At 64.9% G+C, this 24,991-nt stretch carries 18 protein-coding genes; 4 read left to right on the plus strand and 14 right to left on the minus strand.

Annotated elements, in window-relative coordinates; translation table 11 throughout:
- Positions 1-466: 466 nt before the first annotated feature.
- From OVA06_RS12815 to OVA06_RS12855, 9 genes are read right to left on the minus strand one after another with little or no spacing between them, the layout of a single operon-like run.
- Complete coding sequence (locus OVA06_RS12815) at positions 467-1,144, minus strand: SDR family NAD(P)-dependent oxidoreductase (RefSeq protein WP_268158728.1); 678 nt, start codon at positions 1,142-1,144, stop codon at positions 467-469.
- Positions 1,137-2,399 carry a sialidase family protein gene (locus tag OVA06_RS12820; RefSeq protein ID WP_268158730.1) on the minus strand — a complete coding sequence of 421 codons (1,263 nt, stop codon included), beginning with the start codon at positions 2,397-2,399 and terminating at the stop codon, positions 1,137-1,139. Before OVA06_RS12820 ends, OVA06_RS12815 begins: the two co-directional genes overlap by 8 nt.
- A gap of 2 nt (positions 2,400-2,401) precedes the next feature.
- A complete protein-coding gene (locus tag OVA06_RS12825; protein ID WP_268158732.1) occupies positions 2,402-3,196 on the minus strand; it encodes an HpcH/HpaI aldolase family protein in 795 nt (264 codons plus the stop codon).
- A gap of 51 nt (positions 3,197-3,247) precedes the next feature.
- On the minus strand, positions 3,248-4,237 hold the full coding sequence (locus OVA06_RS12830; protein WP_268158735.1) for an aldo/keto reductase: 990 nt from the start codon (positions 4,235-4,237) through the stop codon (positions 3,248-3,250).
- Positions 4,238-4,275: 38 nt separating this feature from the next.
- Positions 4,276-5,109: an ATP-binding cassette domain-containing protein gene (locus tag OVA06_RS12835; protein WP_268158738.1), complete on the minus strand. Its 834-nt coding sequence runs from the start codon at positions 5,107-5,109 to the stop codon at positions 4,276-4,278.
- Complete coding sequence (locus tag OVA06_RS12840) at positions 5,102-6,058, minus strand: ABC transporter ATP-binding protein (RefSeq protein ID WP_268158740.1); 957 nt, start codon at positions 6,056-6,058, stop codon at positions 5,102-5,104. Before OVA06_RS12840 ends, OVA06_RS12835 begins: the two co-directional genes overlap by 8 nt.
- A gap of 1 nt (position 6,059) precedes the next feature.
- Entirely contained in the window at positions 6,060-6,992 is a 933-nt protein-coding gene (locus OVA06_RS12845) for an ABC transporter permease (protein ID WP_091718765.1), read from the minus strand.
- The gene (locus tag OVA06_RS12850) at positions 6,989-7,924 is read right to left on the minus strand and encodes an ABC transporter permease (RefSeq protein WP_268158743.1); all 936 of its coding nucleotides are present in this window, start codon (positions 7,922-7,924) and stop codon (positions 6,989-6,991) included. The genes OVA06_RS12845 and OVA06_RS12850 overlap by 4 nt, the downstream gene beginning before the upstream one ends.
- A 3-nt stretch (positions 7,925-7,927) precedes the next feature.
- Positions 7,928-9,502 (minus strand): ABC transporter substrate-binding protein, encoded by a 1,575-nt coding sequence (locus tag OVA06_RS12855; RefSeq protein ID WP_268158745.1) that lies wholly within the window; start codon positions 9,500-9,502, stop codon positions 7,928-7,930.
- A gap of 192 nt (positions 9,503-9,694) precedes the next feature.
- On the opposite strand from OVA06_RS12855, the gene pdxA reads away from it, so the two are divergent.
- A complete protein-coding gene (pdxA, locus tag OVA06_RS12860) occupies positions 9,695-12,064 on the plus strand; it encodes a 4-hydroxythreonine-4-phosphate dehydrogenase PdxA (RefSeq protein WP_268158747.1) in 2,370 nt (789 codons plus the stop codon).
- Between the two features lie 76 nt (positions 12,065-12,140).
- Positions 12,141-12,908 carry a DeoR/GlpR family DNA-binding transcription regulator gene (locus OVA06_RS12865; RefSeq protein WP_268158748.1) on the plus strand — a complete coding sequence of 256 codons (768 nt, stop codon included), beginning with the start codon at positions 12,141-12,143 and terminating at the stop codon, positions 12,906-12,908.
- A gap of 45 nt (positions 12,909-12,953) precedes the next feature.
- Here OVA06_RS12865 and OVA06_RS12870 read toward each other — a convergent pair whose 3' ends face one another.
- Entirely contained in the window at positions 12,954-13,415 is a 462-nt protein-coding gene (locus tag OVA06_RS12870; protein ID WP_268158749.1) for a hypothetical protein, read from the minus strand.
- Between the two features lie 93 nt (positions 13,416-13,508).
- Between OVA06_RS12870 and OVA06_RS12875 the strand changes: the two genes are divergently transcribed.
- Both OVA06_RS12875 and OVA06_RS12880 read left to right on the plus strand, forming a co-directional pair.
- On the plus strand, positions 13,509-13,811 hold the full coding sequence (locus tag OVA06_RS12875; protein WP_268158751.1) for a YciI-like protein: 303 nt from the start codon (positions 13,509-13,511) through the stop codon (positions 13,809-13,811).
- Positions 13,812-14,017: 206 nt separating this feature from the next.
- A complete protein-coding gene (locus OVA06_RS12880; RefSeq protein ID WP_268158754.1) occupies positions 14,018-14,539 on the plus strand; it encodes a hypothetical protein in 522 nt (173 codons plus the stop codon).
- Between the two features lie 164 nt (positions 14,540-14,703).
- Here the strand turns inward: OVA06_RS12880 and OVA06_RS12885 are convergent, their stop codons facing one another.
- The 4 genes from OVA06_RS12885 to OVA06_RS12900 all read right to left on the minus strand — a co-directional run bounded on the left by OVA06_RS12885 (position 14,704) and on the right by OVA06_RS12900 (position 24,848).
- Positions 14,704-15,336, minus strand: coding sequence for a hypothetical protein (locus OVA06_RS12885; RefSeq protein ID WP_268158756.1), 633 nt, complete (start codon positions 15,334-15,336; stop codon positions 14,704-14,706).
- Positions 15,337-15,533: 197 nt separating this feature from the next.
- Positions 15,534-17,390 carry a hypothetical protein gene (locus OVA06_RS12890; RefSeq protein ID WP_268158759.1) on the minus strand — a complete coding sequence of 619 codons (1,857 nt, stop codon included), beginning with the start codon at positions 17,388-17,390 and terminating at the stop codon, positions 15,534-15,536.
- A gap of 127 nt (positions 17,391-17,517) precedes the next feature.
- Positions 17,518-23,997 carry a DUF3320 domain-containing protein gene (locus OVA06_RS12895; RefSeq protein WP_268158761.1) on the minus strand — a complete coding sequence of 2,160 codons (6,480 nt, stop codon included), beginning with the start codon at positions 23,995-23,997 and terminating at the stop codon, positions 17,518-17,520.
- A 161-nt stretch (positions 23,998-24,158) separates the two neighbouring features.
- On the minus strand, positions 24,159-24,848 hold the full coding sequence (locus OVA06_RS12900) for a DUF6994 family protein (RefSeq protein ID WP_268158764.1): 690 nt from the start codon (positions 24,846-24,848) through the stop codon (positions 24,159-24,161).
- Positions 24,849-24,991 lie beyond the last annotated feature (143 nt).

The following is a 24,991-nucleotide window of genomic DNA, read 5'->3' on the forward strand; positions in this document are numbered from 1 at the left end:
CTGTTGGGGGTCATCAGGCGCCGGGCCGGTTTCCATGCTGGCAGCGCTGTGGCCTTTGCGGAGCGGAAGTGCACGAATGTGCGGGTTATCCGGTGGTGTGGCGGCACCTCGCCGGGGCGGGCCCGGCTGAGCGTTGTTACTGGTGGGTAGGTATTTTCCGTGGCGCTCACGCGTGGACGCCCGCCCGACGACGCTTGCACAAACGTGCACGGAGCCCCCGCCGGGGCGCTGGAACGGTGCGGGGACGCTGGAACGGTTCAGCGTCCCCGCACCGTTCCAGTGTCCTGGGCGACTGCAGTCGGGAGCACCCAGGGCTAGCCACCACGAGAGAGAACGCGTTCGGGAGAAAGCCACCACAAGTGAGCACGCGTTCGGGATGAAGCCACCACGAGAGAGCACGCGTCCCTTGGAAAGCCACCACGAGAGAGCGCGCGTTGACGGTGAAGCCACCACAAGTGAGCGGGCGTCAGAGGGAGGCGCCGCCGCAGATCACGTAGTTCTGGCCGGTGATGGACTTCCCGTGCGGGCCCAGGAGGAACGCGGCCAGGGCGGCGACGTCCTCCGGGTCCACCAGTGCACCGAGCGCGGGCAGCTTCACCGGGGTGGCGGCGCGGCCGGGGTCGTTCAGCATCGGGGTGTCGGTGGGTCCCGGGGAGAGGACGTTCACCGTGATCCCCCGCGGCGCCAGCTCCTGCGCCCACGTCCGGCCCAGCCCCATCAGGGCAGCCTTCGTGGCGGCGTAGTGGCTCTTGCCCGGCATCCCCGTGGAGGTGCGGCTGCCCAGCAAAACGATCCGGCCGCCGTCGGGCATGGCCGGCACCAGCGCGTTGGCCAGCACCGACGCCGCCGCCACGTGGACGGTGAACATCCCCGCCAGCGCGGCCGGGTCAAGGGAGCCCAGATGAGCCGTCCGCTGGAACCCGGCGGCGTGCACCAAGGCGTGGGCCGGCCGGAGCCCGGCCACCGCGTCAGCCAGGGACTCCGGATCGGAGAGGTCCGCCTGCAGCCACTCGAACTTCCCGTCCAGGGACGTCTCGGTGCGGCTCAGCCCGGTGACCGACCAGCCGTCGGCCAGCAGCCGCTTGGTGATGGCCTGACCGATGCCCGAACTGCACCCGGTCACCACCGCATGCTGCTCAGTCATTGATGGAGCCGTCCTCCAGGCCGCCCGGCGTCTGCGTGCCGTCGTAGGCCCACTGCGGGTCCACCCGGACAAACTTGATGGCCTGGCGGAAGTACGTGTACGCGATGTTCAGCGCACCGTCCGGGCCCTGGTGGATGGAAGGGTAGGAGTATTCGCGGTTGAGCCCGTCGCGGGAGTTGTTGGACAGGCAGTACCCGTCCCCCACGTCCAGGTTCCGGCGGATTGGCCAGCTGCGGCCGGAGTCCTCGGAGATGGCCAGGGTCATCGGCGAGCGCGGCGTGCCCCAGAAGGCGCGCTTGACGCCGTCGTCCTCGGAGAAAGCGGAGGCGTCCGGCTCGGCCACCTGCCCCTGTTCCTCAGCCAGGCCGTCGTCGTCAATTTCGTCGTACAGCGAGAGGCGCCGTTCGGTGCCCTCCCCCGCCCGGCTGTGGTTGTAGACCAGCGCGAGGCGGCCGTCGGCGAGGGCAACGAACTGGATGGACGAGTTGTTGTTGGGCAGCTCGGTGGGGACGGGTTCGCTCCAGGTGGAGCCGTCGTCGGTGGAACGGGATTCGTAGATGGAGTCGGCCCAGCGGCTGCGGAACAGGGCCAGCAGCGAGCCGTCGGCCACGGGCTGGATGTTCATGTGGACGCAGCCCAGGCTGCAGGGCAGGACGGATTCGGTCCAGGTGGCGCCGGCGTCGTCGGAGATCATCACGGCGCTGTCGTCGCTGTTGCCCACCCATTTCTCGCCCGGCGTGGTGATGCAGCGGAAGATGGGGATGATCAGCCGGCCGGACGGGAGCACCACGGGCAGCTGGCGGACGAACACGCCGCCGGTCTCGTTCGCGGCGAAGAGCGTCTCCACGTCGCCCCAGGTGCGGCCGCTGTCCAGGGAAATACGACGCCGGACCTCGGCCGTGTCCTGGTTGCCCGCCTTCTGCGCGGTGTACAGGAGCCAGAGGGCGCCGTCAGTGTTCGTGAACAGGATGGGGTTCTGCTCGGACCGGGTGGAGTCGTCCGAGAGCTGTTCCGGTGCGGACCACTGGGTGCTGCCCGGTTCCAGGGCGGAGAACCAGATGGAGATGTCCGGCACGCCTTCCTGGGTGCCACCGAACCAGACGCAACCCAGCCGGCCGTCCGGGAGGGTGAGCAGGTTGGCGGCGTGGCTCTGCACGGTGGGTGCGGGCAGGTAGGCGAAGTCGGCGCCGTCGGCCGTTTTTACAACGCCGTCCGGGGTGATGGTGCTGTACGCGTCGGTGGTGGTGTTCGTCATGGTTACTTGCCTTCCTGGGTTCCGACGGCGGAGCGGGCGGCGTCGAGGTGGGACTTGGCGATCTGTTCCAGGTGCGTCAGGTCCGAGGCAATGGTGGTGAACGTGTAGCCCTGCTGCAGGCGCTGGTTGGCCACGGTGCCGGCGGGCGTGTGGATGCCGGCGGCGATGCCTGCGGACGCCGCAGCCTCGGCGATGGTCTCCAGCGCGGCGTTGAATTCTGCCTCGACGGCGGGATCCCCGGGGAGGGCCCCGCCCACCGCGATCGCGAGGTCGGACGGGCCCACGTAGATGCCGTCCAGGCCGGGGGTGGCGCAGATTTCCTTGACGTTGGCCAGGCCCTCGGGCGTTTCGATCATGGCGAAGACCATGGTGGTGGCGTTGGCTTCAGCCGGCACGGGACCGATCCGCAGCGCCGAGCGCATGGGGCCGTAGGAGCGGCCGCCCAGCGGCGGGTACTTTGCTGCCGCCACGGCCGCGGCGGCGTCTTCGGCGTTGTTGATGAGCGGAACGATGACCCCCACGGCGCCGGCGTCCAGGGCCTTGCCGATGGCGGTGAAGTCGTTGGCCTCCACGCGGACCATGCCGACGGCGGTGTGCCCGGCGTCGATGGCCATCAGCCCGTTGAGCACGCCGGAGTAGCCGAGCAGGCCGTGCTGGGCGTCCAGGGCGACGTAGTCGTAGCCGAGGCGGCCGATGCGTTCGGTGGCCACGGGTGCGTCCAGCACCGCCCAGTAGCCCACCGCCTGCTCACGGGCGCGGATCTTGCGGGCGAATTCGAGGGCCAGTTCGGAGGTCATCAGTGTCCTTCAGTCAGTTCGGTTCAGTCAGTGCGAAGAGTCAGGAAAGCGTCAGCGGTTGTAGGCGGGCATCGGGCCGCGCAGCGAGGTGCCCACGGCGTCGCAGGCTTCCACGACGTCGGCCGGCAGGGGTCCGTTGGCTACGGCGGCGATGTTGGCGCGCAGCTGCTCCACCCTGGACCCACCCAGCAGCAGGGACCCGACGCCGTCACGGTAGGCGAGCCAGCGCAGCGACAGTTCCGCGAGGGTCATGTCAGCGTCGGCGGCGATCCGGGACAGCTCGCCGATCGCGTCGAACAGCTGCTTGTCCCAGTACCGCTGCGTGTACATGGCGGCGAGCTTGGAGTCACCGTAGCGGCCCTCGGTGGGCTTGGCGTCGAAGCTGTGCTTGCCGGTGAGCAGGCCGCCGCCCAGCGGGTTGTAGACCATGGTGTGCACGTTGTGGGTGGAGGCGAACTCGAGGTACTCCTCCTCCAGCCGGCGGGCCACCAGGTTGTAGAGCTGCTGCGCGACGACGGGCTGCGGCGCTCCCACTTCCCGCGCCGTGTGGATCAGGTCGGCGATCTGCCAGGCGGCGAAGTTGGACACGCCCAGCGCGCCGATCTTCCCTTCGGACACCAGCTCGGCAACAGTCGAAAGGGTCGAGGTTAGAGGCGTGGCCCGGTCCGGCTGGTGCAGGTAGAACAGGTCGATGCTGTCCACGTTCAGGCGGCGCAGGCTGTTCTCCACGCTGGCGCGCAGCCCGGCCGGCGACAGCGGCGAGTTGGAGCCGTGGTCCGCGTGCGGCATGCCGGCCTTGGAAGCCAGGATGACGCCGTCGCGCTTTCCCTTCAGGAGGCGCGCAAGCATCTCCTCCGTCACCCCGCCGACGTACGCGTTGGCGGTGTCGATGGTGGTGATGCCGGCGTCGAGCGCCTCGGACACCATCCGGCCGGCGGTGGCTTCGTCAACGGTGTCGCCGAACGTCATGGTTCCCAGGACCAGCCGGGAGATGGGGAGTTTCAGGCCGTCCACCTGGGCGCCTTCGGGCTGCGTGCTCATGCGTTGATTCCTCGTGGTTGCGGATGCGGGAAGTGGACTTAGTTGCTCTGGTTGGACAGGGCCAGGGAGCGGACAATGTGCCTGGGCTTCAGGCCCGTCATGGTGGAGGGGTCCAGGGCCGCGCGGCGGAGCTTGCGGGTGTAGTCCTCCTTGGGGGCGGTCAGGACGGACGCGGTGCTGCCGTGTTCCACGAGCTTGCCGCGCTGCATCACCATGACGCTATCGCTGATCTCCTGCACCACGCCAAGGTTGTGTGAGATGAACACGTAGGTGATGCCGGTTTCGTCCTGGATGGATTTGAGCAGCCGCAGCACCTGCGCCTGCACGGAGACGTCCAGGGCGCTGGTGGCTTCGTCGCACACCAGCAGTTCGGGCTTGGAGGCGAGCGCCCGGGCGATGCCGATGCGCTGGCGCTGGCCGCCGGAGAACTCGCCGGGGTGCTTGTCCAGGGACCGGACGGGCAGGCCCACCTGGTCGATCAGCTTGGCGGCGGCCTTGTGCCGTTCGGCCTTGGAGCGGATGCCCTGCAGCTTCAGCGGCTCGGCCACGATTTCCTGGGCGGTCATGTGCGGGTCCAGCGATCCGTACGGGTCCTGGAACACCATCTGGAACTTGGAGCGCAGGGGCCGCAGCTTCGCTTCGCTCATGGCTGCGATGTCCGTGCCGTCCAGGGTGATGCTGCCGCTGGTGGGGGTCACCAGCCGCATGAGCGCCTTGGCGATGGTGGATTTGCCGCAGCCGGATTCACCTACGACGGCGATCGTCTTGCCTTTGTCCACGGCGAACGAGACGTCATCCACGGCCCGGAACGTGCCGCCGGGGACGTGGTAGTCCACCACCAGGTTGTCGACGGCGAGGAACGGCTTAGTCATTGCGTGCTCCGGTCTGGGTGAGGGCTGGGCTGGTGGTGGCAGCTGAGCGGCGGCCGGTGGCGGCGGGCGTTTCGTCCCACTCCCCCAGCACGGGGACGGCGGCCAGCAGGGTCTGGGTGTATTCGGTGGCGGGGTGGTCCACGATCTGCTGCACCTCGCCGGATTCGACGAAGGCGCCGTTCTTCATCACGTGGATGCGGTCCGAGATGAGCCGGGCCACGCCGAGATCGTGCGTGATCATCAGGATCCCGATGCCGCGCTGTTCCTGCAGTTCCAGGAGCAGGTCCAGGATGCCGGCCTGCACGGTGACGTCCAGGGCCGACGTGGGCTCGTCCGCCACCAGCAGCTGTGGCTCGGAAGCCAGCGCGATGGCGATCAGCACACGCTGCAGCATGCCGCCGGAGAGCTGGTGCGGGTATTTCTTCAGCTGCTTCTCCGGGGTGGGGATGTGCACCTGTTCCAGGAGCCGCACGGCCCGGGCCTGCAGGGCGGCCTTGTCCCTGGCTGATGCGGCGCCGGCGATGCTGATGGCTTCGAACAGCTGGCTGCCGATCGAGTGGACCGGGCTCAGCGCCGTCATGGGGTCCTGCGGGATCAGGGCGAGGGTTTTGCCGCGCACCTTGTTGATGGCCTTGGGGTCTGCGGAGATGTCGACGCCGTCAATCACCACGGTGCCGGACAGCACCGCCAGGTCCTCGGGCAGCAGGCGGAGGATGCCCATCGCCGTCGTCGACTTTCCGGAACCGGACTCGCCGATGATGGTGACCGTTTCGCCGCGGTGGATGCTGAAGCTGACGGCGTCCACGGCGCGGATGATGGCGGTGTCCGTGATCAGTTCCACCTGGAAGTCGCGGACCTCCAGGAGGGGCTGTTCGGTGAACTTCGGCTGTTCGGTGGCCTCCGCCTGTGCGGTGGCCTTTGCGGCCGGGGTCTCGGATGAGGCGGTCATGTCAGGCACCCTTCTTCTTGCGGCGGGGGCGGTCGCGGAGGCCGTCGCCCAGCAGGTTGACGCCCACCACCATGAGTACGATCACCAGGCCGGGCAGGGTGACCATCCACCAGGAGGTGGTGATGTAGTCCTGGCCGTCGGAGATGATGCGGCCCCAGGTGGCGAAGGGCCGCTGGGGGCCGGCGCCCAGGAAGGACAGCGCGGATTCGAGCAGCACGGCCTGGGCCAGCAGGAGCAGCACCACCAGGGTTGCCTGCTTGATGACGTTGGGGATGATGTGCTGGATGAGGATCTGGATGCGGTGCAGGCCCAGGATCCTGGCGGCGGAGACGTATGGCTTTTCACGTTCCACCAGCACCATGGAGCGGGTGAGGCGGGCAACTTCGGGCCATTGGGCGATGGCGATCACGAATGTGATGACGGGGATGGACGGGCCGAAGAGGGCCACCACCAGCAGCAGCATCATGAGCAGCGGCAGGGACATCTGGGCTTCGAGGATGCGGGAGATGATGGTGTCCACCCAGCCGCCGAAGTAGCCGGCGGCGGAGCCGAGGATCACGCCGATGGCGCCGGAGACCAGCACCGCCAGCACGCCGATGGTCAGCGAGACCTGGCCGCCGTGGAGGACGCGGGAGAGCAGGTCGCGGCCCAGCTGGTCGGTGCCGAACAGGTGCCCGTCCGTCAGCGGCGGCAGGCGCCGGGCGGCGAGGTCCTGGAAGTTGGCGTCCGGCAGCGGCAGCACGTTGGCCAGGATGATGGGGATGATCACCAGCAGGGTGCAGATGGTGCCCACCACCAGTTTCCACTGGGCGGATTTACGACGCCGGGTGGCGCCTGCCTTGGCGATGTCCGCCTTGGTGACGGCGCTGGGGCTGGGCTGCTTGGCCGGTGCGCCGGGCGCACCCGGCGTGGGAGTTGCCGTATCGATGCTCATGCTGTGGCCGCCTTTCCAAGACGAACGCGGGGATCAAGGAGCGGGTAGGCGAGGTCGATGAGCAGCTGCACGCCCACCGCCAGGAGTGCGGTGATGAGGACCGTGGCCTGGATGAGGGGGTAGTCGCGGGTTTCGAGGGCCCGGACAATCAGGGAGCCGACGCCGGGCCAGGCGAACACGACTTCCACCACCACCACGCCGTTGAGCATCGCGGCGAACCGGGTGCCCAGGGCGGTGAAGACGGGGATGGCGGAGTTGCCCATGGCGTAGCGCCAGGTGAGCAGGGAGCTGCGGACGCCGCGGGAGCGGGCCACCGTGAGGTACGGGGCGGCGAAGTTGGCGGTCATTTCGCGGCGGACCATGCGGGAGATCAGGGCGATCTGCAGGATGGCGATGGTGATGGTGGGGAGCACCAGCCCGCCCCAGGTGGCGAAGCCGGAGGCCGGGAAGATGGGGACCAGCACGGCGAAGCCGGTGAGGAGCATGATGCCGGTCCAGAAGTCCGGCATGGACTGCCCGGCGATGGTGAGGACGTTAACGCCGAACTCGCGGCCGGTGTCCGGGCGGCGGGACATCCACACGCCCAGCGGGATGGCGACGACGGCGGTCAGCAGGATCGCGGACGTGGCCAGGGTAAGGGTGTAGGGCATGCGTTCGAAGACCACCTGCATGGCGGGTGCCTGGAACGAGTAGGACTGGCCCAGGTTGCCGATGACCAGCTGCTGGATGAAGATCCAGTACTGCTCCAGCAGGGGCTTGTCCAGGCCGAACTGTTCGCGGACGGCGGCGAGCTGGTCGCTGGTGGCCAGGGGGCCGGCGTAGGAGACAGCGGGGTCTCCCGGGGCCATGCGGATGAGGATGAACACGGTGGACACCGTGAGGAACACGGTGAGCAGGCCCTGTCCCAGGCGTTTGAGGATGTAGTTCGTCATGGCTTAGGCCTCCAGCCGGACATCAACGAGGGGGTAGGAGTTGGTGGGGGCCAGGTTGATCCCGGAGACCCGCTCCCGGTGGGCGAGGACGGACTTGGGGACGAAGGCCCAGGCGCAGGGCCAGGTGTCCCAGACCGCCTGCTGGGCTTCGTTGAGCAGTTCGGTCCTGCGGGCCGGGTCCGCTTCGGCGGAGGCTGCCTGGATCTTGGCGGTGGCCTCGGGGATCACGTAGCCCTGGTAGGTGTCGCGGGTGGCTTCCTTTTCGGGGGTGCCGGTGTACATGCCCTGGAGCATGGTGATGGCCAGGCCGGTGGGGCTGGGGTAGCCGTTGCCCAGGAGGTCCCAGTCGCCCTGCTTGCCCTGGCGCCACGCGAGGATGTTGCCGCCGGGTTCGAACTGCTGCAGCTCGGCCTTGACGCCGATCTTGCCGAACATTTCCACCAGGGCTTCCATCACGGAGGTGTCGGAGGCGAACTCGCCGGTTTCCCAGATGATCTTCAGGGTGAGGTCCTTGACGCCGAGTTCGGCGAGCCGGGCCTTGGCCTGCTCGGGGTCGTAGACGTATTCGCCGGTCTTGTAGTAGCCGGTGAGGCTGGAGGGGGTGACGCCTTCGGCCTGGGTGACGGAGTCCACCAGGACGTCCTTCACCAGGGACTGGCCGTCAATGGCCATGCTGAGGGCCTGCCGCACGCGGGGATCGGCCAGGGGGTGGCCGGCGGGCTTGCGGAAGTTGAAGAAGATCTGGTTCAGGCGGAGGCTGGAGGATTCCTGCAGCGTGACGCCGGGCAGGCCGCCCAGCTGTTCGCGGGAGTCCGGGGTGATGGAGTCGATCACGTCCACCTCGCCGCTGCGGAGGGCGATGACGCGGCTGGATTCCTCGGGGAGGAAACGGACTTCCACGTTGTCCACCTGCGGGGCGGGTCCCCAGTAGTTCTGGTTGCGTTCCAGGCTGTAGGTGCCGGCGCCGCGGTTGAACTTGGTGACCACGTAGGGGCCGGTGCCCAGGCCTTCCTGCAGTTCTTCAGGCTTGTTCTGCGCGGCGGGGGTTATCAGGATCATGCTCATGAGCGAGTCCAGGATGGGGACGGGCTTCTTGGACACCATCTTGAAGGTGCGCTCGTCCACGGGGACAACCTCGGGGAATTCGGGGAAGAAGCCGGCCACGAAGGAGCCCTGCACCTGCTTGTACATCTTCAGGGCGGTGGCGACGTCCTCCACGGTGACCGGGCTGTTGTCCGAGTAGCGGATGCCTTCGCGGAGGGTAACGGTCCATTCGGTGGGGCCGGTCATCTCGAACCGTTCGGCCAGGACCAGGATGGGCTTGGTTTCGGGGCCGATGGCGGTGAGGCCCTGGCGGACCGCGCGCTGCACGGTGACGGCGGCGTCGAACTGGTTGAGCTTGTTGTCCAGGCTGACCAGGGAGCGGTTGAGTGCCAGGGTCAGGGTGCTGGGACCCGGGAGGCCGGTGGGGCCTGCGCAGCCGGCGAGGCTGCCAGTACCCAGCAGAAACCCTGCAGCCGCGCCGAACTGCAGCAGGCGGCGGCGGGAAATCTCACTTCCTTGAGGAAGAACGGTCATCGTTGACCTCTCGGTAGGTTGGGGGTTCGGCGGGCGCCGGGGTGGCGGCGCCGAATGTTGTGTCCATCACTTTGCCACTCCTGCGCAGTTTGCGCAACCCCTCTAGCGTGTTTCGCGCAACCGTGTCATGATGATGGAAAGCTTCCCGCAGTCAGCGGGTTCCAGCCCACTACCGATTTCGAGAGGAGCGCCGTGGCTTCCGTATTTGTGCAGGCTGACGACTTCTCCGGAGCCGCCGAGGTTGGCTGCTGCTTTGTGGAGCACGGCCTGTCCGCGCAGGTTTCCCTGGGCACGGGCACGGTTTCCGGAACGTACGACGGCGTCGCTTCCGCGGGTGCGCCGGTCACCGACGTGGTGCTCATCGACACGCACTCCCGCGGGCTGTCCGGCACACTTGCACAAGGCTTGGTGAAAGAGGCCTTCTCCGCACCCGCCGCGTCCGGTGCGCAGGTGATGTTCAAGAAAGTGGACTCCCTGTGGCGCGGCAACATCAGCGCCGAGACCGCGGCGCTGGCGGGCCTCGGCCATCACGTTGTGGTTGCGGGGGCACTCCCCCAGCTGCAGCGCACAGTGCGCGCCGGCCGCCCGTTGGTTGCCGGTTCTCCCCTGGCGGAGACGGACCTGTGGCAGGCGGAGGCTTCGGCCCCGCCGGTGGACATTCCGTCACTCCTCCGCCCGGAAGAACCGGCATCGGTGCAGTCCCTGGATTTGGAGGCGGTGCAGTCAAGCAGCGTGCCGTCCCGCCTGGCCGGGCTGCTGGACGGCCGGCCCGCGCTGGTGGTGGCTGACGGTGAAACCGTGCAGGACCTGGAGCATGTGGTGGATGCCCTGCTGGAGCTGGGCTTCCAGTCCGGCGGACGCCGCATCGTGCTGGTGGGAACCGGCGGAGCGGCCGATGTCCTCGCACGGCGACTGGCCACCCAAGCTGCGCGGAATGCGCACAGTGCGTCAGCGGCGGACGAAACCGCCGCGGAACCGCAGGACGTGGACCGGCCGGTGCTCGCCGTCGTCGGCTCCGCCTCACAGACCGCGCAGGCCCAGCTGGCCCAGCTCGAAGGCCAAGGTTTCACCGTGGTCCGGCTGCACCCGCAGTACGCCGGCGCCACCGGCGCCTACGGACCACAGCTCGAGGAGACCAAGCAGGCGCTTCGGAACGGCAGCAACGTGGCCGTCACCCTGGCGGCCGGCAAGGTGGACCCGGCGCGCGCGGCGGGCATCGTGCAGGCACTGTCTGCGTTCGCGGCCCAGGCTGCGAAGGCCACCGCTGCTGACCTGATCCTTACCGGCGGTGAGACGGCCCGGGAAGTCCTGGACGCCGTCGGCCGCTCCAGCCTGGTGCCGCTCGCGGCGGTGCAGCACGGGGCCGTGCTGAGCCGCGCCGACGACGGGACGCTGGTGGGCACCAAGCCCGGCAGCTTCGGCGATGACCTGGCCCTCCTGCAGCTGTATGACGAAATCCGGGAGCGCCGCGGCCAGTCCGCGGGTGCTCCCGCCAACACCCTTCCCCGCAAGACTTCCGAACAATCTGGAGCAACAATGACTGACGCAGCAAACCCCAACCAGCTTCCCTTCGTGGCCGTGACCATGGGCGACGGCGCCGGCGTGGGCCCCGAGGTGGTGGTGGCCGCCGCGTTGGATCCGCAGAGCAACGCCGAGTGCCGTCCCGTGGTGATCGGCGACGCGCTGCGGCTGCGCCAGGCCGCCGAGGTGCTGGGCATCGAGGCGGACATCCAGGTGATCGAGGATGTGGAGGACGCGGTGTTCACGCCGGGCCGGGTGAACGTGATCGACCTGAACCTGCTGCCGGAGGACCTGCCGTGGGGCAAGCTCTCCCCCGTGGCCGGCCACGCCGCGTACGAGTACATCCGGGTGGCCAGCGAGCTGGCGATGGCCGGGAAGGTGCAGGCCATCTGCACCGCGCCGCTGAACAAGGAGGCGCTGCACGCCGCGGGGCACATCTTCCCCGGGCACACCGAGCTGCTGGCGCACCTGACGGGCACGGAGGAAGTGTCCATGATGCTCTCCACGCCCAAGATCCGGGTGATCCACGTGACCACGCACATCGGGCTGATGGATGCCGTCCGGAAGATCAATCCGGACCTGGTGGAGCGCACCATCCGCCGCGGCCACGAGGCGCTGGTGCGGGCGGGCATCCCGAACCCGAAGATCGGCGTGTGCGCCATCAACCCGCACGCGGGCGAGAACGGCCTGTTCGGCCAGGGTGAGGAAGCGGAGAAGATCGAGCCGGGCGTGAAGGCGGCGCAGGCGGCCGGGATCAACGCGGTGGGCCCGCTGCCGGCGGACACGCTGTTCTTCCTGGCCGGCCGGGGCGATTACGACCTGGTGGTGGCCATGTACCACGACCAGGGGCACGGGCCGGTAAAGGTGCTGGGCATCGAGGCCGGCGTGAACATCACGGTGGGCCTGCCGGTGATCCGGACCTCGGTGGACCACGGCACCGCGTTCGACATCGCCGGCAAGAACATCGCCGATTCCCGGTCCATGGTGGAGGCGCTGCACCAGGCGGCGGAGATGGCCACCCGGCCGGCCGTGGCCGTGTAGCTTCCTGGGTTTGATGGGGGCCGGAACTAGCATGGGTAGCACTGCCACCGCCATGCCCACGGGAAGGAGACCGGGAATGCTCAGCGCAAACGCGCGGCGCGAGGAGATCTACCACCTTGCCGTGACCACCGGGCTGGCCTCCGTGGAGGAGCTTTCGGCCCGGTTCGAGGTGACGGCGTCCACCATCCGCCGGGACCTAGCGCTGCTGAACGGGCAGGGCCGGCTGGCCCGCACCTACGGCGGGGCGATGGCGCTGGGCGCACACCCGGAGGCGTCGCTAAGGCAGCGCACCGGGGAGGCGTTCGAGCAGAAGCATGCGATCGCCCGGTGGGCGGCTTCGGTGATCCAGCCGGGTGAGAATATCCTGCTCGACGCCGGCTCCACCGCGGGTGCCCTGGCGCATGAGCTGCGCGGGTCCGGTCCGTTGTCCGTGACGACGCCGGGCATCAGCACTTTGCAGGAGCTGGCCGACTGCGAGGGCATCGAGGTGGACTGCCTGGGCGGCCGGCTCCGGGGGGTATCCCAGAGTTTCGTGGGGCCGCTGGCCGAGGCGGCGCTGGAGCGGATGAGCTTTGACCGCGTGTTCCTGGGCGCCGACGCCGTCACCGCCGAGGACGGCATCTGCGAAGCCGACCACGCGCAGACCCGGCTCAAGGAACTCATGGCCCGGCGGGGGCGGTCCGTTTACGTTTTGGCCGACTCCTCCAAACTCGGGCTGCGCCCGTTCCACGCGTGGGCACGTTTGGCTTTGCCCTGGACCTTGGTGACGGACGACGGCGCGGACCCGGCCCAGGTGCAGAAGTTCCGGGATGCTGGGGTCACGGTTGAGGTGGCTGCGGTCTAACGGTTGTGAGGCCCGCAGGTTCTTCCCAGCGCGGCATCACGGCGGTCAGGGTCTGTTCCATCGGCTCTTCCTGATGGGCTGCGACTGCGTGTAGGACTCTGGAAGCTTCGTTTTTGCACTCATGATTTTGAGCGGATCGGGTGATCCCCGGCGGAGGCGCGCTTTTCGAGCGCGGTAGACCACCACCGATTCCCAAATTAGGTACGCCGCGCCGAGCGCGAACAGCACGGCAGCGCATATGGTTGCCCCTAGTTGTGTGGCTGTTCCCGGATCCGTAATTATGACGAACGTGGTGAGGCCAAGAACCGTCAACAGAACCAACAATCCAGGCAGGTTCTGCCACCAGCGAGTGCTTCCGTTCGGCGGGCCTCCCAATTCCGTTTTGGTGTAGCTGTGAAGCATCCCGTCTTTGGTCAAATACAGGACCCGCTGTTCACCGCGGGCGAGGGCCGCTTGATGCTCGGTATGAACCGCGTCATCGTGTTCCTGGTGGCTGCTGACCGACATGATTCCCCCATTTGGTGTTCTTTGTCCCTGCAACGCAAAGTCTAGGGGTGTGTAGCCTGCTTCTATCGACGGAACAACGAAAGGGAGCCACGCATGCACGCCGTGCTCGAATACACCTACGCGGACGACTATATAGAATCCCGCGAGCAATTCCGCAGACTCCACCTCAAGGCCGCGTGGGAGGCAGTCGAACGCGGAGAGCTTCTGCTGGGTGGGGCCATTGGTGACGGCCCCTTCACCGGGCTGCTGATCTTTACCGGCGAGAACCCTCTCGAGGCCGCCAAAGCCTTTGCGGCCGCCGACCCCTATGTCACTGGCGGCGTTGTGACGTCGTGGACCGCCCGTCCGTGGACAACGGTGGTCGGCATCGAGGCGGCCACACCCGTTCGTCCGTAAGCCTGGAGGTCAAGGCAGCACGGCACAGTTTTTCGGAGAGTGCGCTACCGACTGGGAAAAGTACGCGGGTAATCCCTAACTTCGAAATGTGAGTATCAATTACTGGTGATGGCAATAGAAGTGGCTTCATAAACTCCAAGTCCTTGCAGTCAGGGACTTGTCCCGTTTTTGGGGGATTTATTCAGAAGCTATAGCGGAGTGCTCCAATGAAAAACTGGCTAACTCGCTTTGCCATACCCATCACAGGCGCCGCCTCACTCGCTGGGCTGGCCGCTCCGGCCACCGCCGCACCACCCGTGTCAGCGGACCAGACCCTACCGGATTTCGGCGCGGGTGAGCTATGCGCGTTTCCGGTACGCATCGAGATCACAGGCAAGACCAAGCTCATAGGCGACTGGCTCGAGGACCATAAAACCACCTCACCTGGGTTCAAGGTGACAACCACAAACCTCGCCTCTGGCAAGACCGTGAAGTACACAGCAACGGGCAGTTCGCGCTATACCGTAGCCACCGATAAAGCGGGTAATAAGTACTTCGAAGTAGTATCCACCGGCCAGAATCTCCTCTTCTCCCCGGAACTTGGAGGCCTCTTCTTCGTCCGCGGCAACGTGAACTACGCCGTAACCCTCGATTTGCCCGAGAACCAGCAAGAAGTGAGGCCCTTTGTGCCCTCAATCGAGCGCCTAAATGAGGCCAACGCGGTGAACATCTGCGGCCCGCTGAGCTAATCGGCGGCCGCTGTGGGAAACGCCCACCATGCAGGTTTTCAAACTTGCAAGGTGGGCTTTTCTTGCGTAGACCTGACGCCAAGTCCTCCGGGCCTGGAACTAGCGCACCAGTCCACGCAGCGCCGGTCATCCATGGCCACCCCCGGGACGGAGCTCAGCGGCATCTATTCTGCGAAGGCGAATTCCACGGCGATATCGGGGTCGATGTTAGCGATGAGCCCTGAGTAGAAGACCTTCGCCTGTTCCTTCAGTGCTGCTTCGTTTTGGGATATGTACTTCTGCTTGTTCTCGTCACTGAGGATGTTGTTGATCATGCGGGTTTGAACGGCTGGCGTTGCCATCCAGCTAAGCGCGTTGCTCATCTCCAGGGGATCCTCGAACACTGGTTCGTCGAAGCCGATGCCAATGAACTGAGGGATAGTTACCCGAAAAGAATCTGGGCCATTGGGCTCGATGGTCACCTGTGCCCCATCAATGCCCAATTTCGCGTCGAACTTGTACTGGATCAGGGTCGTTTTCTCGCTCGCGGGCACGGCCACACCGAATATTTCTCCATTGCTCTCGTGCTTCGAAATACCCTCGATGTGCAGGCTGAGCAACGCGACCTCTTGCAAGCGAGTAACAGACTGAACCACCTGCGAATCGCGTTCGTGCGAGCTGCTGGTGAACAGCGACCTCAGTGCCGTCGCGTTAAGTGCTCCGGATGCGAATGCGGCGAACGATCCCGTAACAACCAGCGCGGCGATCAGCAGAACAGGCCAAAGCCGGAACCGTGCCTTCAATAGCTTTACGAGCATTAGGTCTCCATTTTCATTTGACGTCGAAAACGCCCTCAGGTGGTCACGGTAAGAATCGGGGTCCGTAACAGATCGCCGGCACGGGCCGTCAAACGATTTTTAGCATTACGAATCTGGGCGGTTTAGCGCGCCAACTGACCCTGGACATTTGGCTGCGCGTGCAACCCGTGTACTACCAATTGAGGTCAAGAGTACGGCTAGCTAAGTGGTGACGGCTGGTGCGCAGCAGCAGCGTCATGGCTCTCCGCCCAGTCCCCCGCAGCCTTCTCCGGATATTCAACCAGCTTGGGTTCAAGGCCATTCTCGGACAAGTACTTCATTGCTCTTCCGATTGTCTCGAGCTTCTTCTTCAGCTCTTTGAGTGCCTGAGAGGATTCGTCGGAGAACTCATCCAGCCGTTCGTATTCGCGGCGGACTGTTATCTCATTTGAAGCTAAGATGCTCCACAACGTGTAATCGGGTTCAAGCATTTGCCGCTGGCGCAGAATCGCGGCCGCCAAGCGGCGCTGGATCACTGCTTCTACGGTTTCGGCTGTAGTACCGGGGCTGGCGAGGCTGAAGGCGATGCCACCACCACCCGCACCCACCAGCGTTCCCGCAGTTAGAAGTCCACCAATCATTCCTCCAGGACCGAATCCGGCTAGGGCACTAGTGATGACTGCGGCCCCGACTACCCCAGGCGCCGCAGCTAGGGCCAAGCCGCCGGTAGCAACGACCAGTGCAACGGCACCCGCTCCGAGTGCTCCCCATTTCTTCCAATCAATTACGAGCGCTCCACTGAGCACATCTTGAGCCTCCTTGGCAGCCTCAAAAACGTGAGTACCGTACTGGCTACCCAACCCCATCTCCGAGGTGAGCTCCCGCATTGCGCCGAGCCACTTAGCGCGGTCTACATTGATATCAAAAGGCCGGATCACATTTTCCGATGCCAGAACGGTCAGCAGCGTTACCGCGTCCTCTTTAGTGAGATGACGGCTCGGCAGGGGCTCGGGGACCTTCGCATTCGAGTCTGATGCGTCGAAGGCCAGCCTTGCAACTTGAGAGGGCAGCGGCCTCCCCGCTTCCTTATTCCTTTGTCGAATTTCGTCGACGACAGTGGCCTGCACTTGCCGCAACGCTCCAGCAAATCGAATACGCTGTTCGCCGTCTAGCCGTTCCTTGAGCAGATGGGCATAACGTAGTGCCGCCAAGGCAGTCAGTTCAGACGCATCCAGTGGAATATCGAGACCTCGCTCAGCGAGGACGATTTCCTTGGACTTGGATCCGAAGAGCCCAAACCCCACGGCTTCGGCGACCGCATCGTGGGAAAGGTACGTTTCGGCGTCGTGTACGTGGTGGTTAAATCCAGTTCCAATTCGGAAGTCAAGCATCCAGTTGTACACCGAAGACAGGCCCCTGTGCGCCGCTACAGGGTCCAGCACGTTCCAGAAATTTGCCCACCAAGCCAAGTTAGTGGGTGGCTCCTGCATATTTTCGCGCAGTTTGTCGACATTGAACCTGCCGCTCGCCAGTGGGCTGCCGATGGTGACCAAGCCGACCACCTCAAGCTCTTTTGGTAACCGCTGAATTAGGTCTGCAGCAATTACCGACCCTAGGCTATGACCAACAATTACTATCCGGCCGGCTGCTGGCAGTTTGCTAAGGATGAGCCGCAAAACCTGTGCCCTGACGTCAGCGTCACCGAGGTACTTTCGGACTTGCGCGAAACCGGGAAGGCTCGCCGCCCCGTTAACCACCAGTTCGGCGCCACCCCAGCCGGTTCCGTGGTCATGTCTTCCTAGCCGAAACTCCAGCGCAGCTGTCCGTCGCTCAAAATCCCGGCGATTCTGGCGAACCTTGTCCCTCGCAGGCTGCTTGACGTTGATCTTCGGAAGCGGGAAGGATTCATCACTGTCCCTGAGTGCGTGAGCATACCTGGGTGCAAGTATGCGTTCAGGGGTTATGCCCGGATACCCCAGGCGCGATAACGCCGCCTCAAGGCCAGTCAGCCACGCACGGTCTCTGTTTCCGTCTCCGACGCCGTGCAGAAAGAGCAGCGTGGGTTCTTGGGTCATGGGAAACTCCGATCAAAATTTGAATCAATTTGTTCAGGGTGCGGGCACCAGCTAGCTAACGGCATCTGCAGGCCCGCTTGCTATGCCTTCTGGGAAGAATCAATGATTGCCTAAGTGCCCTATTTGCCTAGCTAGCCAGCTGCACGAATGCACCTCGAAGCTCAAGCCTCTTCGTGTCAACGCCATACTGCAGTCCTTCGTTCAGGCGGGCTGTAACGCCTGCCGTCAAACGCTTGCCCCCGAAAGTCCTGATGGTTTCTCGGTGGAGCTCGTCCACTGCAATGCCACCGGAGAGCCGCACAATGTCGACCATCGCGTTCCGAATTTCGACAACGCTGATGTGCTCAGGCTTCCTAGTGATGTCAGCGCTGTTCGGTCGGAACTGCTCCCACATTTCTCGGTCAACCGAGGCGTCCCAGATGAACCCGTCGGCGTCGCAGTAGTGGAGTGATTCGTCCAAAACATCGAGTACGGAATTTGCCCTTTGCGAGTTCACCTTGTTGAGTTCAAAAGCCGCGCAGACGAGCTTGGCGAGCCGCTCCTGGTGGATTGGTCCTTCTGCTGCGATCACATCTTGGATAGCTTCGCGTACGGCTGTTACGGAGCGGCGGGAGTGAAGCGTGTCCAGTACTTCAAGGCCGCCGAAGCGCCGCACAATCCAAGGCTCGTAGCTGGCCTGGGCGGATGCGGTAACAACCGTGGCTGGCCTAGGGTTCGCTTGAACGGCCTCCAGGAGGGTTCCCTGGCCAAGCGGGGAAGTGTCCTTGCCGGCGACCAGAACGAACTCCTGCTCAGGTACGGCCGCCTCTGCCGCCCGTCGTCCGGAACGCGTCACCGCGGGAGTTCCGCCAGTCAACGCATCCTGAGGTTCTGAAGCAGGAGCTGCCGCCCCGTACGCTTCCTCCAGAGCAGCTTCAAGCTTGTCCAGCACCGCGTTCCGGTCGGCAAGCCACGCCGGCAACCAGACGCGCTCCACTGAAGGCCATCGCATCATCCGCGTCAGAACATCCCTGGGCAGCCCGTCCCGGTCGCCCGCCGTCCGGCGGGCAGCCCACGCGGGGCTGTCCAGAAGGACGGCCATCAACGGGCGGCTCGGGTTGTCGGGAACGGCAACGCTGATATCAACTTTGAAATCGGACAATCCTACATCCGACGAAACAACAAAGCCGCGGTCCCGCAGCGCGTCGGCAATCTCCTCCCGGTGCAGGTCAATGCTGGCGGCACGGCGCCCGTCGTAAGGAAGAGCAGCGGTGCCCTGCTCGGCCAGATCAAGATAGGACCGCAGGTGCTTGATGCCAACGGAGCTGGTTTCCTCGGAGCGCAGATCGGTTGGGTTGAAGCTGGAGAAGACAATAACTTGCCGGCGTGCACGGGTGACAGCAACGTTGAGGCGCCGTTCCCCACCAGACCGGTTCAAGGGGCCAAAGTTCAGCGGCAGGTAGCCCTTGTCATTCTTGCTGAACCCCGTGGAGAACAGGATGACGTCCCGCTCATCACCCTGCACGTTCTCAAGGTTCTTGACGAACAGCCCTTCTGCATCCTCATCAAGGGCAGCGACGATACGGGGGTCCTCCGTGTCACGCAGCAGGCCTTCGATCAATGCGCGTTGCTGCAGGTTGAATGTCACCACACCCACGGAGGGAGTTCCCGCGGGATCAGTATCAAACCTGCGGCGGATTTCGGCCACCACCGCAGCAGCCTCCTCGGGATTGGTCCGAAGGACCTTGGACGGTCCCGAACGGTGGAACTGGCCATCAACCCGGACGAAGTTCACGCCGTGCCCGCGGACACCGGCATTCGCTGCGCCGTGGGACGGGCCCGGGAACGAGGAAAGCTTGCTGTCGTAGTACTGCTGGTTACTGAAAGCAATCAGCGATTCGTCCTGGCTCCGGTAGTGCCAGGACAGCCACTGCCGCGGCACCCGCGCTTCCACGCATTCGGAAAGGATCGACTCCATGTCCTCCACCACGGAGATCTCGGCGTCACCGTCGCTGCCGGCGTCGGAGGAAATCTCCGCGAACGACGTGGGCGGCATCTGCTTGCTGTCACCCACCACTACCACTGAAGCACCACGACCCATGGCACCTACCGCGTCGGCAACCCGGATCTGTGAGGCCTCATCAAACACAACGATGTCGAACAGACCGGCCTTGGCAGGGAAGAACCGCGCCACCGAATCCGGGCTGACCAGCGTGCAGGGCATAATCCCCGTGATGAGATCTGCGTAGTGTTCCATCAGTTTCCGGACGGACAAGCCACCCCGCTGCCGGGTCAGTTGCCGTTGCAGCTCGCCCATGCGCCCCGAGGTCGACGACGACGAGACTGTCCGGGAGCGCAGGACCCCGGCGGCAAGGTTGGTTTTGAGCAGCTCACGTACGGTTTCGGCGCGCGAGGTGAACCGCTCAATGGTGCGCTCGTGCACCGTAGCATCAAAGTCGGCCAACCCTGTAGCGATGCGGCGTTCGGCCAGCGACCCGTCAGCTAGGCCGCGTTCAAAGGCTGCTGCTGCATCATCTGCTTCCAGCTCGCCGTCCAGGATGGCAATACGGGCGTCGATCAATCCCGCGGCACGCAGCGGTTCGACATGACGGATCAGCTCGAGCCACCGCGTCAGCGGGACCGACACCGCCGCGTCCAATCGCCGCGGCACCGACGTTTCCCACCATCGGGCTAGAAAACCTCGCTCACCGGTCCACGCACGCAGGTCATCGCTACCCACACCTTGGATCTTCAGGAATTCTTCCCAGGCATGGGAAAGCTCGCGCAGCCAGCCGACAACGTTCTGGTGGACGTCGGGGGCATCTTTCAGGAAGGTACGAAGCTCGGTCTGGAAGCTCACCGCGTCAGGCTTCGGGGACGGCTGCACCGCCTGCGCGGCCCAGCGAAGCCAGGAAATTCGGTGTCTCAGGTCGGCCTGTGCGTCCGGCGTCAGCGGGTTCCATCGCTGATCCGCAGGAAGCCCAGGCAAGGACCCCCGCGTTGCCCGCAGGCCGGAGACCTCCTGCTGGACGGCCACCAGTTTCTCCAGCAGCGGCACAAGCTCCTTGTGGCGGATCTCAGCTCCGGATACAAGCACGGGAGACAGTTCGGCGGCCACTGCCAGCAGCCGCTTCTTGCGTCCCCAAAACCCGGATGCTGCCGCCTGCTGCGCACGGCCGAGGATTTCCGGCAGCGGAAGATCCATAGCCCCCGGCGCTACCTGCTCAAGGCCCGGATGCTGAACGGACGCAAAGGCCGTAACCAGCTTCTCCAGCTGTTCAGCGTTAACCGACCAGTCCCCGGAGCGGACCACATCCAGTGTTCCCAGGGGGACGTTCCGGTCCTGCAGCAGCGTGGCAAGAGTTCCGACGTCGGCCGGCGTTTGCGCTGCGTCCAGAACCGACGAAAGCCCAGGCGTCGGCCGGAGGGCGTTCAGCGCCTCATTAAGGCGGCGTCCCACAGCCAGCAGCTGCTGCTCCTGCTGGTCGTCCGACGCAGCAGAGACGAAGCGCCATGGGTGGTCAGATCCAGGGCGGACGGGGTCGCTGAATTCCGGAAGTTCCCGGAACACCTGCCGAACCGAGCTCAGGGTTGAGTCGTTCAAGGACGCTGTCAGTTCCGGGCTGAGCGGAACCGTCGCATGGTCAGGTTCATAGGTCAGCGCCTTGGTCCGCGCGCTGTAGAGGGACAGCTGTGCACCATTCTCCTCATGGACGTTCTTGGCGTAGCGGATCAGTCCACGCCGGGCTGAGGCAAGATCGGTGGAGGCAGTCTCAAGCTGCTGCTTATTCGCAGACAGGCTCAGCTCCAGGGCATGTTTGATCTGCGCCCGCACCACCGCCGGCTTGCTGCCCTTGTCGTGCAGGTCAAGGGAGAACGGTCCCATTCCTACGTCGTCGAGCCGCTTCTGGACGACGTCGAGTGCTGCCCGCTTCTCGGCGACGAACAGGACCCGTTTGCCGTCGACAATGGCGCGGGTCAGGAGGTTGGTGATGGTCTGGGACTTGCCGGTGCCCGGAGGGCCTTCCAGGACGAACGTCTGGCCGGCGACCGCAGACGCGACTGCCTCCAGCTGCGACGAGTCCGCTGGTATTGGACACTGGGCAGCCAAGGCGTCCAGGTCGCCGTCGGGCGTGACGGCAACGCTGTCTGAATAGAGTTCCGTGGGGGTGCTGATCAGGTGTTTGACCAGGCTGTTGGCGGTGAATTCCTTCCAGTTCTCGTCAAGGTCCTTCCACAGGCGGAATTTGGCGAACTGCAACATGGACAGGTCCACGGTGTTTTCCACTCGGAAAGCCAGGCCCTTGGCCGAAACGGCGGCCCGCACAGCAGCGAACGCGGCGTCCAGATCGATTCCGGACCCATCTTCCTCCGGCTCCGCGAGGCCCGGAATGCGCAGGTCATGGGACTGCGCCAGCTTCTCGAGGAGGCAATAGTTCGGCGTGGACTGGCCGGTCTCATCGAGTGACACGCGGTACAGGCCGTTTTTCCCTGCAGAAGTCAGTTTGACCGGGACCAGAACCAGCGGGGACCGAAGCGCCCGGCCGTCCAGCTCCCACATCAGGCTGCCAATGGCCAGATAGAGGTTGTTGGCTCCCGTTTCCTCCAGCTGGGTCTTCGCCTTGTAGGCGAGCCCGCGCATCTTGGCGTTGTAGCCGTCTTCGCTGACCTCGGCGAACACTGCCTTTTTGGAGCTGAGCAGCTCCGCGAGTTCGTCCTGGGGAAGGTCTTTGCCGAAGCGGATGCCCCGCTCCTGGTGGATGGCACTGATCTGGTTGGAAGGTAGCAGGCTGACGGACGTGCCCTTGCTGATGAGGTCCTCGAAGGCCCCCATCCACGCTGTGGGCACTGCGAGTGGGAACCGGGCGGTGTCAGTGAAGTTGATGAGCCTGTTCCGCAGGCTCAGGTCCAGCAGGGCGTTCTTCCATTGGACCACCCGGGGTGGAACATCGGATGTGGTCCTGGCCGGTCCCCCGCTTGAGGCTGCTTTCTTCGGCAGCGCCGGCGCAGTCTTGGTCTCCGGGACGTAGTTGACCACGGTGTAGGTTCCGGCGTCGGACGTGGTCCGGGCCGGCAGCGGGTAGATGCCATCGAGGCGGGCGCGCCTGATGTCAGTCACCGCGTTGATCTCGTCATTGCCGCTTTCCACATAACGGTTCAGCGGGCTGCTGCGGAGTGCAGCCGCCGAGATCGGCTGACTGCCGGTGAGGAGCGTGGTTTCCACTAGGCCGATGAAGCCCCGCTGTACGAGGCTGACCAGCTCGGGCACTTCGTCGGAGGCCGCAGTGCTGAGGCTGCCTTCCTCGCGCCAGTAGCCGAGGAAGGCGTGGCCGTCCACCAGCCAGAGCAGAGGCCTGATGCCGCAGAATTCCAAAGCGGCGGCTAGGACCAGCGTGGTGTCCAGGCACGTGCCCAAACGGTTGTCAAGGACCTGCGCCGGCGTGCGTACCTGCTGGCCTTCCAGTCCCCAGCTGGCGGGTGGCATGCTGTAGCGGATGTCACGGGCGCTCATGGCCTGGGCGATGGCGAACACGATCTGGTCAACCCGGTCCCCGTCTTCCAGGTACCCGTCGAAGCTGCCGCTGCCCGTTGTTTGGGTGAGGATGTCGGCGGCCTCGGACATGAGCTGGGCGATGCTGGGGTGGTGCGGCTGCACGTACGCGGCCAGGAACTCATAGGAGACGAGTCCCCGTCCGGCGATCCACAATTGTGCGGGCAGGAGCGTCAGGTCTGTCTCTGCGCGGCCCAGCTCCCCCACGGCGGCATCGGCGCCCGCGGCGTGGACGGTCACCAGGACCTTCCCCATCTGGCGGTCAGCCAGTTCGTACATGGTGGCGGCCTGAACCGGGACGTTGAGGTCATCGAGCGTGATGGTTTGGCCTGCAGCAAGGTCCACATACTGCTGAAAGTCACCGGAGATCCGGCCTGACTGCGCGGAGGCCTCCACCTGGACCACTGCACCACGGATTTCCGCCCCCATGTTGGTGATCTTGACCTTCCTGACAAAGCGGAAGCCGTTGTGCGCCATCGCGTAGCTCAGAGCATCTGCTGTGGTCACCTCAACTAAAACGTGGGCAGCGGATGCAGCCGGTCCAGGGACCGAGGGCTCACCCGGAAGGCTCTCCTCCGGGTGGTCGGACTGCGCGACAGCGGCCGGCAGAGCCTGCTGGTCTTCTTCCGGTTGTTCCCGGTTCGGAGAGGACCGGTTCTGGTACTCGGTGAGAAGCACGACCAACTTGCTGTGAGTGTGGTCCAGCCCGAGCACTTTGGCCAGCCGACCTGCGGTGTCCAGGGCACGGAAGGTATCGGCGTCGTCGAAGCTCTCATTGTGGGCCCAGCGGTTCCGCGCCTGGCGCAGCTCGGAGGTGTGGCTGCGTGCCTCATGCGGGAGGTTGAAGGGGTAGCCAAGTGAGCCCATGGACTCAGTCATGATGCGCAGCTGCAGGCTGAGATCTGTGGGTGCGTAGGATTGCGCAGCGCGGCCGGCGTTCTCATCCTTGTGCTGAATGATCTTGGTCCAAGCCACGCCGGGGGCTACCTCAGAGAGCACTGCTGCGATGTAGGGCTCAAGGCCAACCGCCAGGGCCTCAAGGGCCCGGCCCACGTACTCGCGGTTGGACAGACTCATCACATTCCCCCATCTACGGCACCGCCATCAGTACCGTCATTCAATCAATGCAAACCAATCATGGCATCCGGCACTGACAATCCTGCTTGTTTGCTGGTTCTGGCGCCGCTCAGCGGTCCGGAAGACCGGTAGGTTACGGCCCGGACCAGTGGGTTTCCGGTTTATCGTGCGATCCGGCCTTCAAGTTCTTCGTCGATCCTTCGATTGCGTGCGGCGATGAAGGCGTTGCTGAGCCGCAGATACTCGAGGTATTCGTCACGGTCCTTCGGAACAGCTGGTGTGCTGAAGTCGGCGAACGAGTGGAAGAACCGGATGGTCTGTCCGTCGTCCTCCACGAGGTCTTCCAATAGAAAGAATCTGACGTACCCGGCGAAATCCCCGAACAGCGCGAAGAATTCCGCGTACCGGAGCAGGACTTCGGCGAGGGGGCTCGGCCCACCAAAATAGTGGCGGCGGATGCATTCCAGGGTCAGGTCGAAGCGGTCGGCGATCCTGGGGTGCAGTCCGCGAGCACCATTGACTGTCGGCCTTCTGCCGATCCTGTTGCCTGGAAACACGAGCGTGCTTCCGGCCGTGTAGCCGATGTACTTGGGTAGGTCGTCTTCCGGTATGTCACGGATGACGTTCCGAGCTTTCTTTCGCAGCCTGGTGGTGATCGTGTCGCTGGCGAGGAAGAAAACACCTGACGAGGAGCGGTGCACGAGGTACCTGCGGGGTTCCATAGCCAGGTGGAAGTGCTGGCCGGTGGGCAACTCTTTGCTCCACAGCAGCTGGTGGTACTTCCGCAAGGTGGGGCTGAAGGAGTCAGGGTCCTTGCCGGCCGGAGTATCGGAGTGGAAGTCGAAGCTCATCAGTGTCCCTGGAGTTTGATGCGGATTCCACGGCTGTGACTTTCACAAGTCTGAGCGTGCTGTGGTTGCGAGGCGCGCCTGGTGGCCACTTCAGTAGGCGCTATAAGAGCAGGCGCCAGCAATAATCTTTTATACTTCACTGT

Source organism: Pseudarthrobacter sp. SL88 (assembly GCF_026672455.1).
GTDB lineage: Bacteria > Actinomycetota > Actinomycetes > Actinomycetales > Micrococcaceae > Arthrobacter.

Bases quoted from the DNA above. Each gene is read 5' to 3' on its own strand.
- OVA06_RS12820 (WP_268158730.1), bottom strand. From the start codon at position 2,399: ATGACGAACACCACCACCGACGCGTACAGCACCATCACCCCGGACGGC.
- OVA06_RS12880 (WP_268158754.1), top strand. From the start codon at position 14,018: ATGAAAAACTGGCTAACTCGCTTTGCCATACCCATCACAGGCGCCGCC.
- OVA06_RS12845 (WP_091718765.1), bottom strand. From the start codon at position 6,992: ATGAGCATCGATACGGCAACTCCCACGCCGGGTGCGCCCGGCGCACCG.
- OVA06_RS12895 (WP_268158761.1), bottom strand. From the start codon at position 23,997: ATGAGTCTGTCCAACCGCGAGTACGTGGGCCGGGCCCTTGAGGCCCTG.
- OVA06_RS12840 (WP_268158740.1), bottom strand. From the start codon at position 6,058: ATGACCGCCTCATCCGAGACCCCGGCCGCAAAGGCCACCGCACAGGCG.
- OVA06_RS12855 (WP_268158745.1), bottom strand. From the start codon at position 9,502: ATGACCGTTCTTCCTCAAGGAAGTGAGATTTCCCGCCGCCGCCTGCTG.
- OVA06_RS12870 (WP_268158749.1), bottom strand. From the start codon at position 13,415: ATGTCGGTCAGCAGCCACCAGGAACACGATGACGCGGTTCATACCGAG.
- OVA06_RS12825 (WP_268158732.1), bottom strand. From the start codon at position 3,196: ATGACCTCCGAACTGGCCCTCGAATTCGCCCGCAAGATCCGCGCCCGT.
- OVA06_RS12815 (WP_268158728.1), bottom strand. From the start codon at position 1,144: ATGACTGAGCAGCATGCGGTGGTGACCGGGTGCAGTTCGGGCATCGGT.
- OVA06_RS12835 (WP_268158738.1), bottom strand. From the start codon at position 5,109: ATGACTAAGCCGTTCCTCGCCGTCGACAACCTGGTGGTGGACTACCAC.
- OVA06_RS12900 (WP_268158764.1), bottom strand. From the start codon at position 24,848: ATGAGCTTCGACTTCCACTCCGATACTCCGGCCGGCAAGGACCCTGAC.
- OVA06_RS12885 (WP_268158756.1), bottom strand. From the start codon at position 15,336: ATGCTCGTAAAGCTATTGAAGGCACGGTTCCGGCTTTGGCCTGTTCTG.
- OVA06_RS12875 (WP_268158751.1), top strand. From the start codon at position 13,509: ATGCACGCCGTGCTCGAATACACCTACGCGGACGACTATATAGAATCC.
- OVA06_RS12850 (WP_268158743.1), bottom strand. From the start codon at position 7,924: ATGACGAACTACATCCTCAAACGCCTGGGACAGGGCCTGCTCACCGTG.
- OVA06_RS12865 (WP_268158748.1), top strand. From the start codon at position 12,141: ATGCTCAGCGCAAACGCGCGGCGCGAGGAGATCTACCACCTTGCCGTG.
- OVA06_RS12830 (WP_268158735.1), bottom strand. From the start codon at position 4,237: ATGAGCACGCAGCCCGAAGGCGCCCAGGTGGACGGCCTGAAACTCCCC.
- OVA06_RS12890 (WP_268158759.1), bottom strand. From the start codon at position 17,390: ATGACCCAAGAACCCACGCTGCTCTTTCTGCACGGCGTCGGAGACGGA.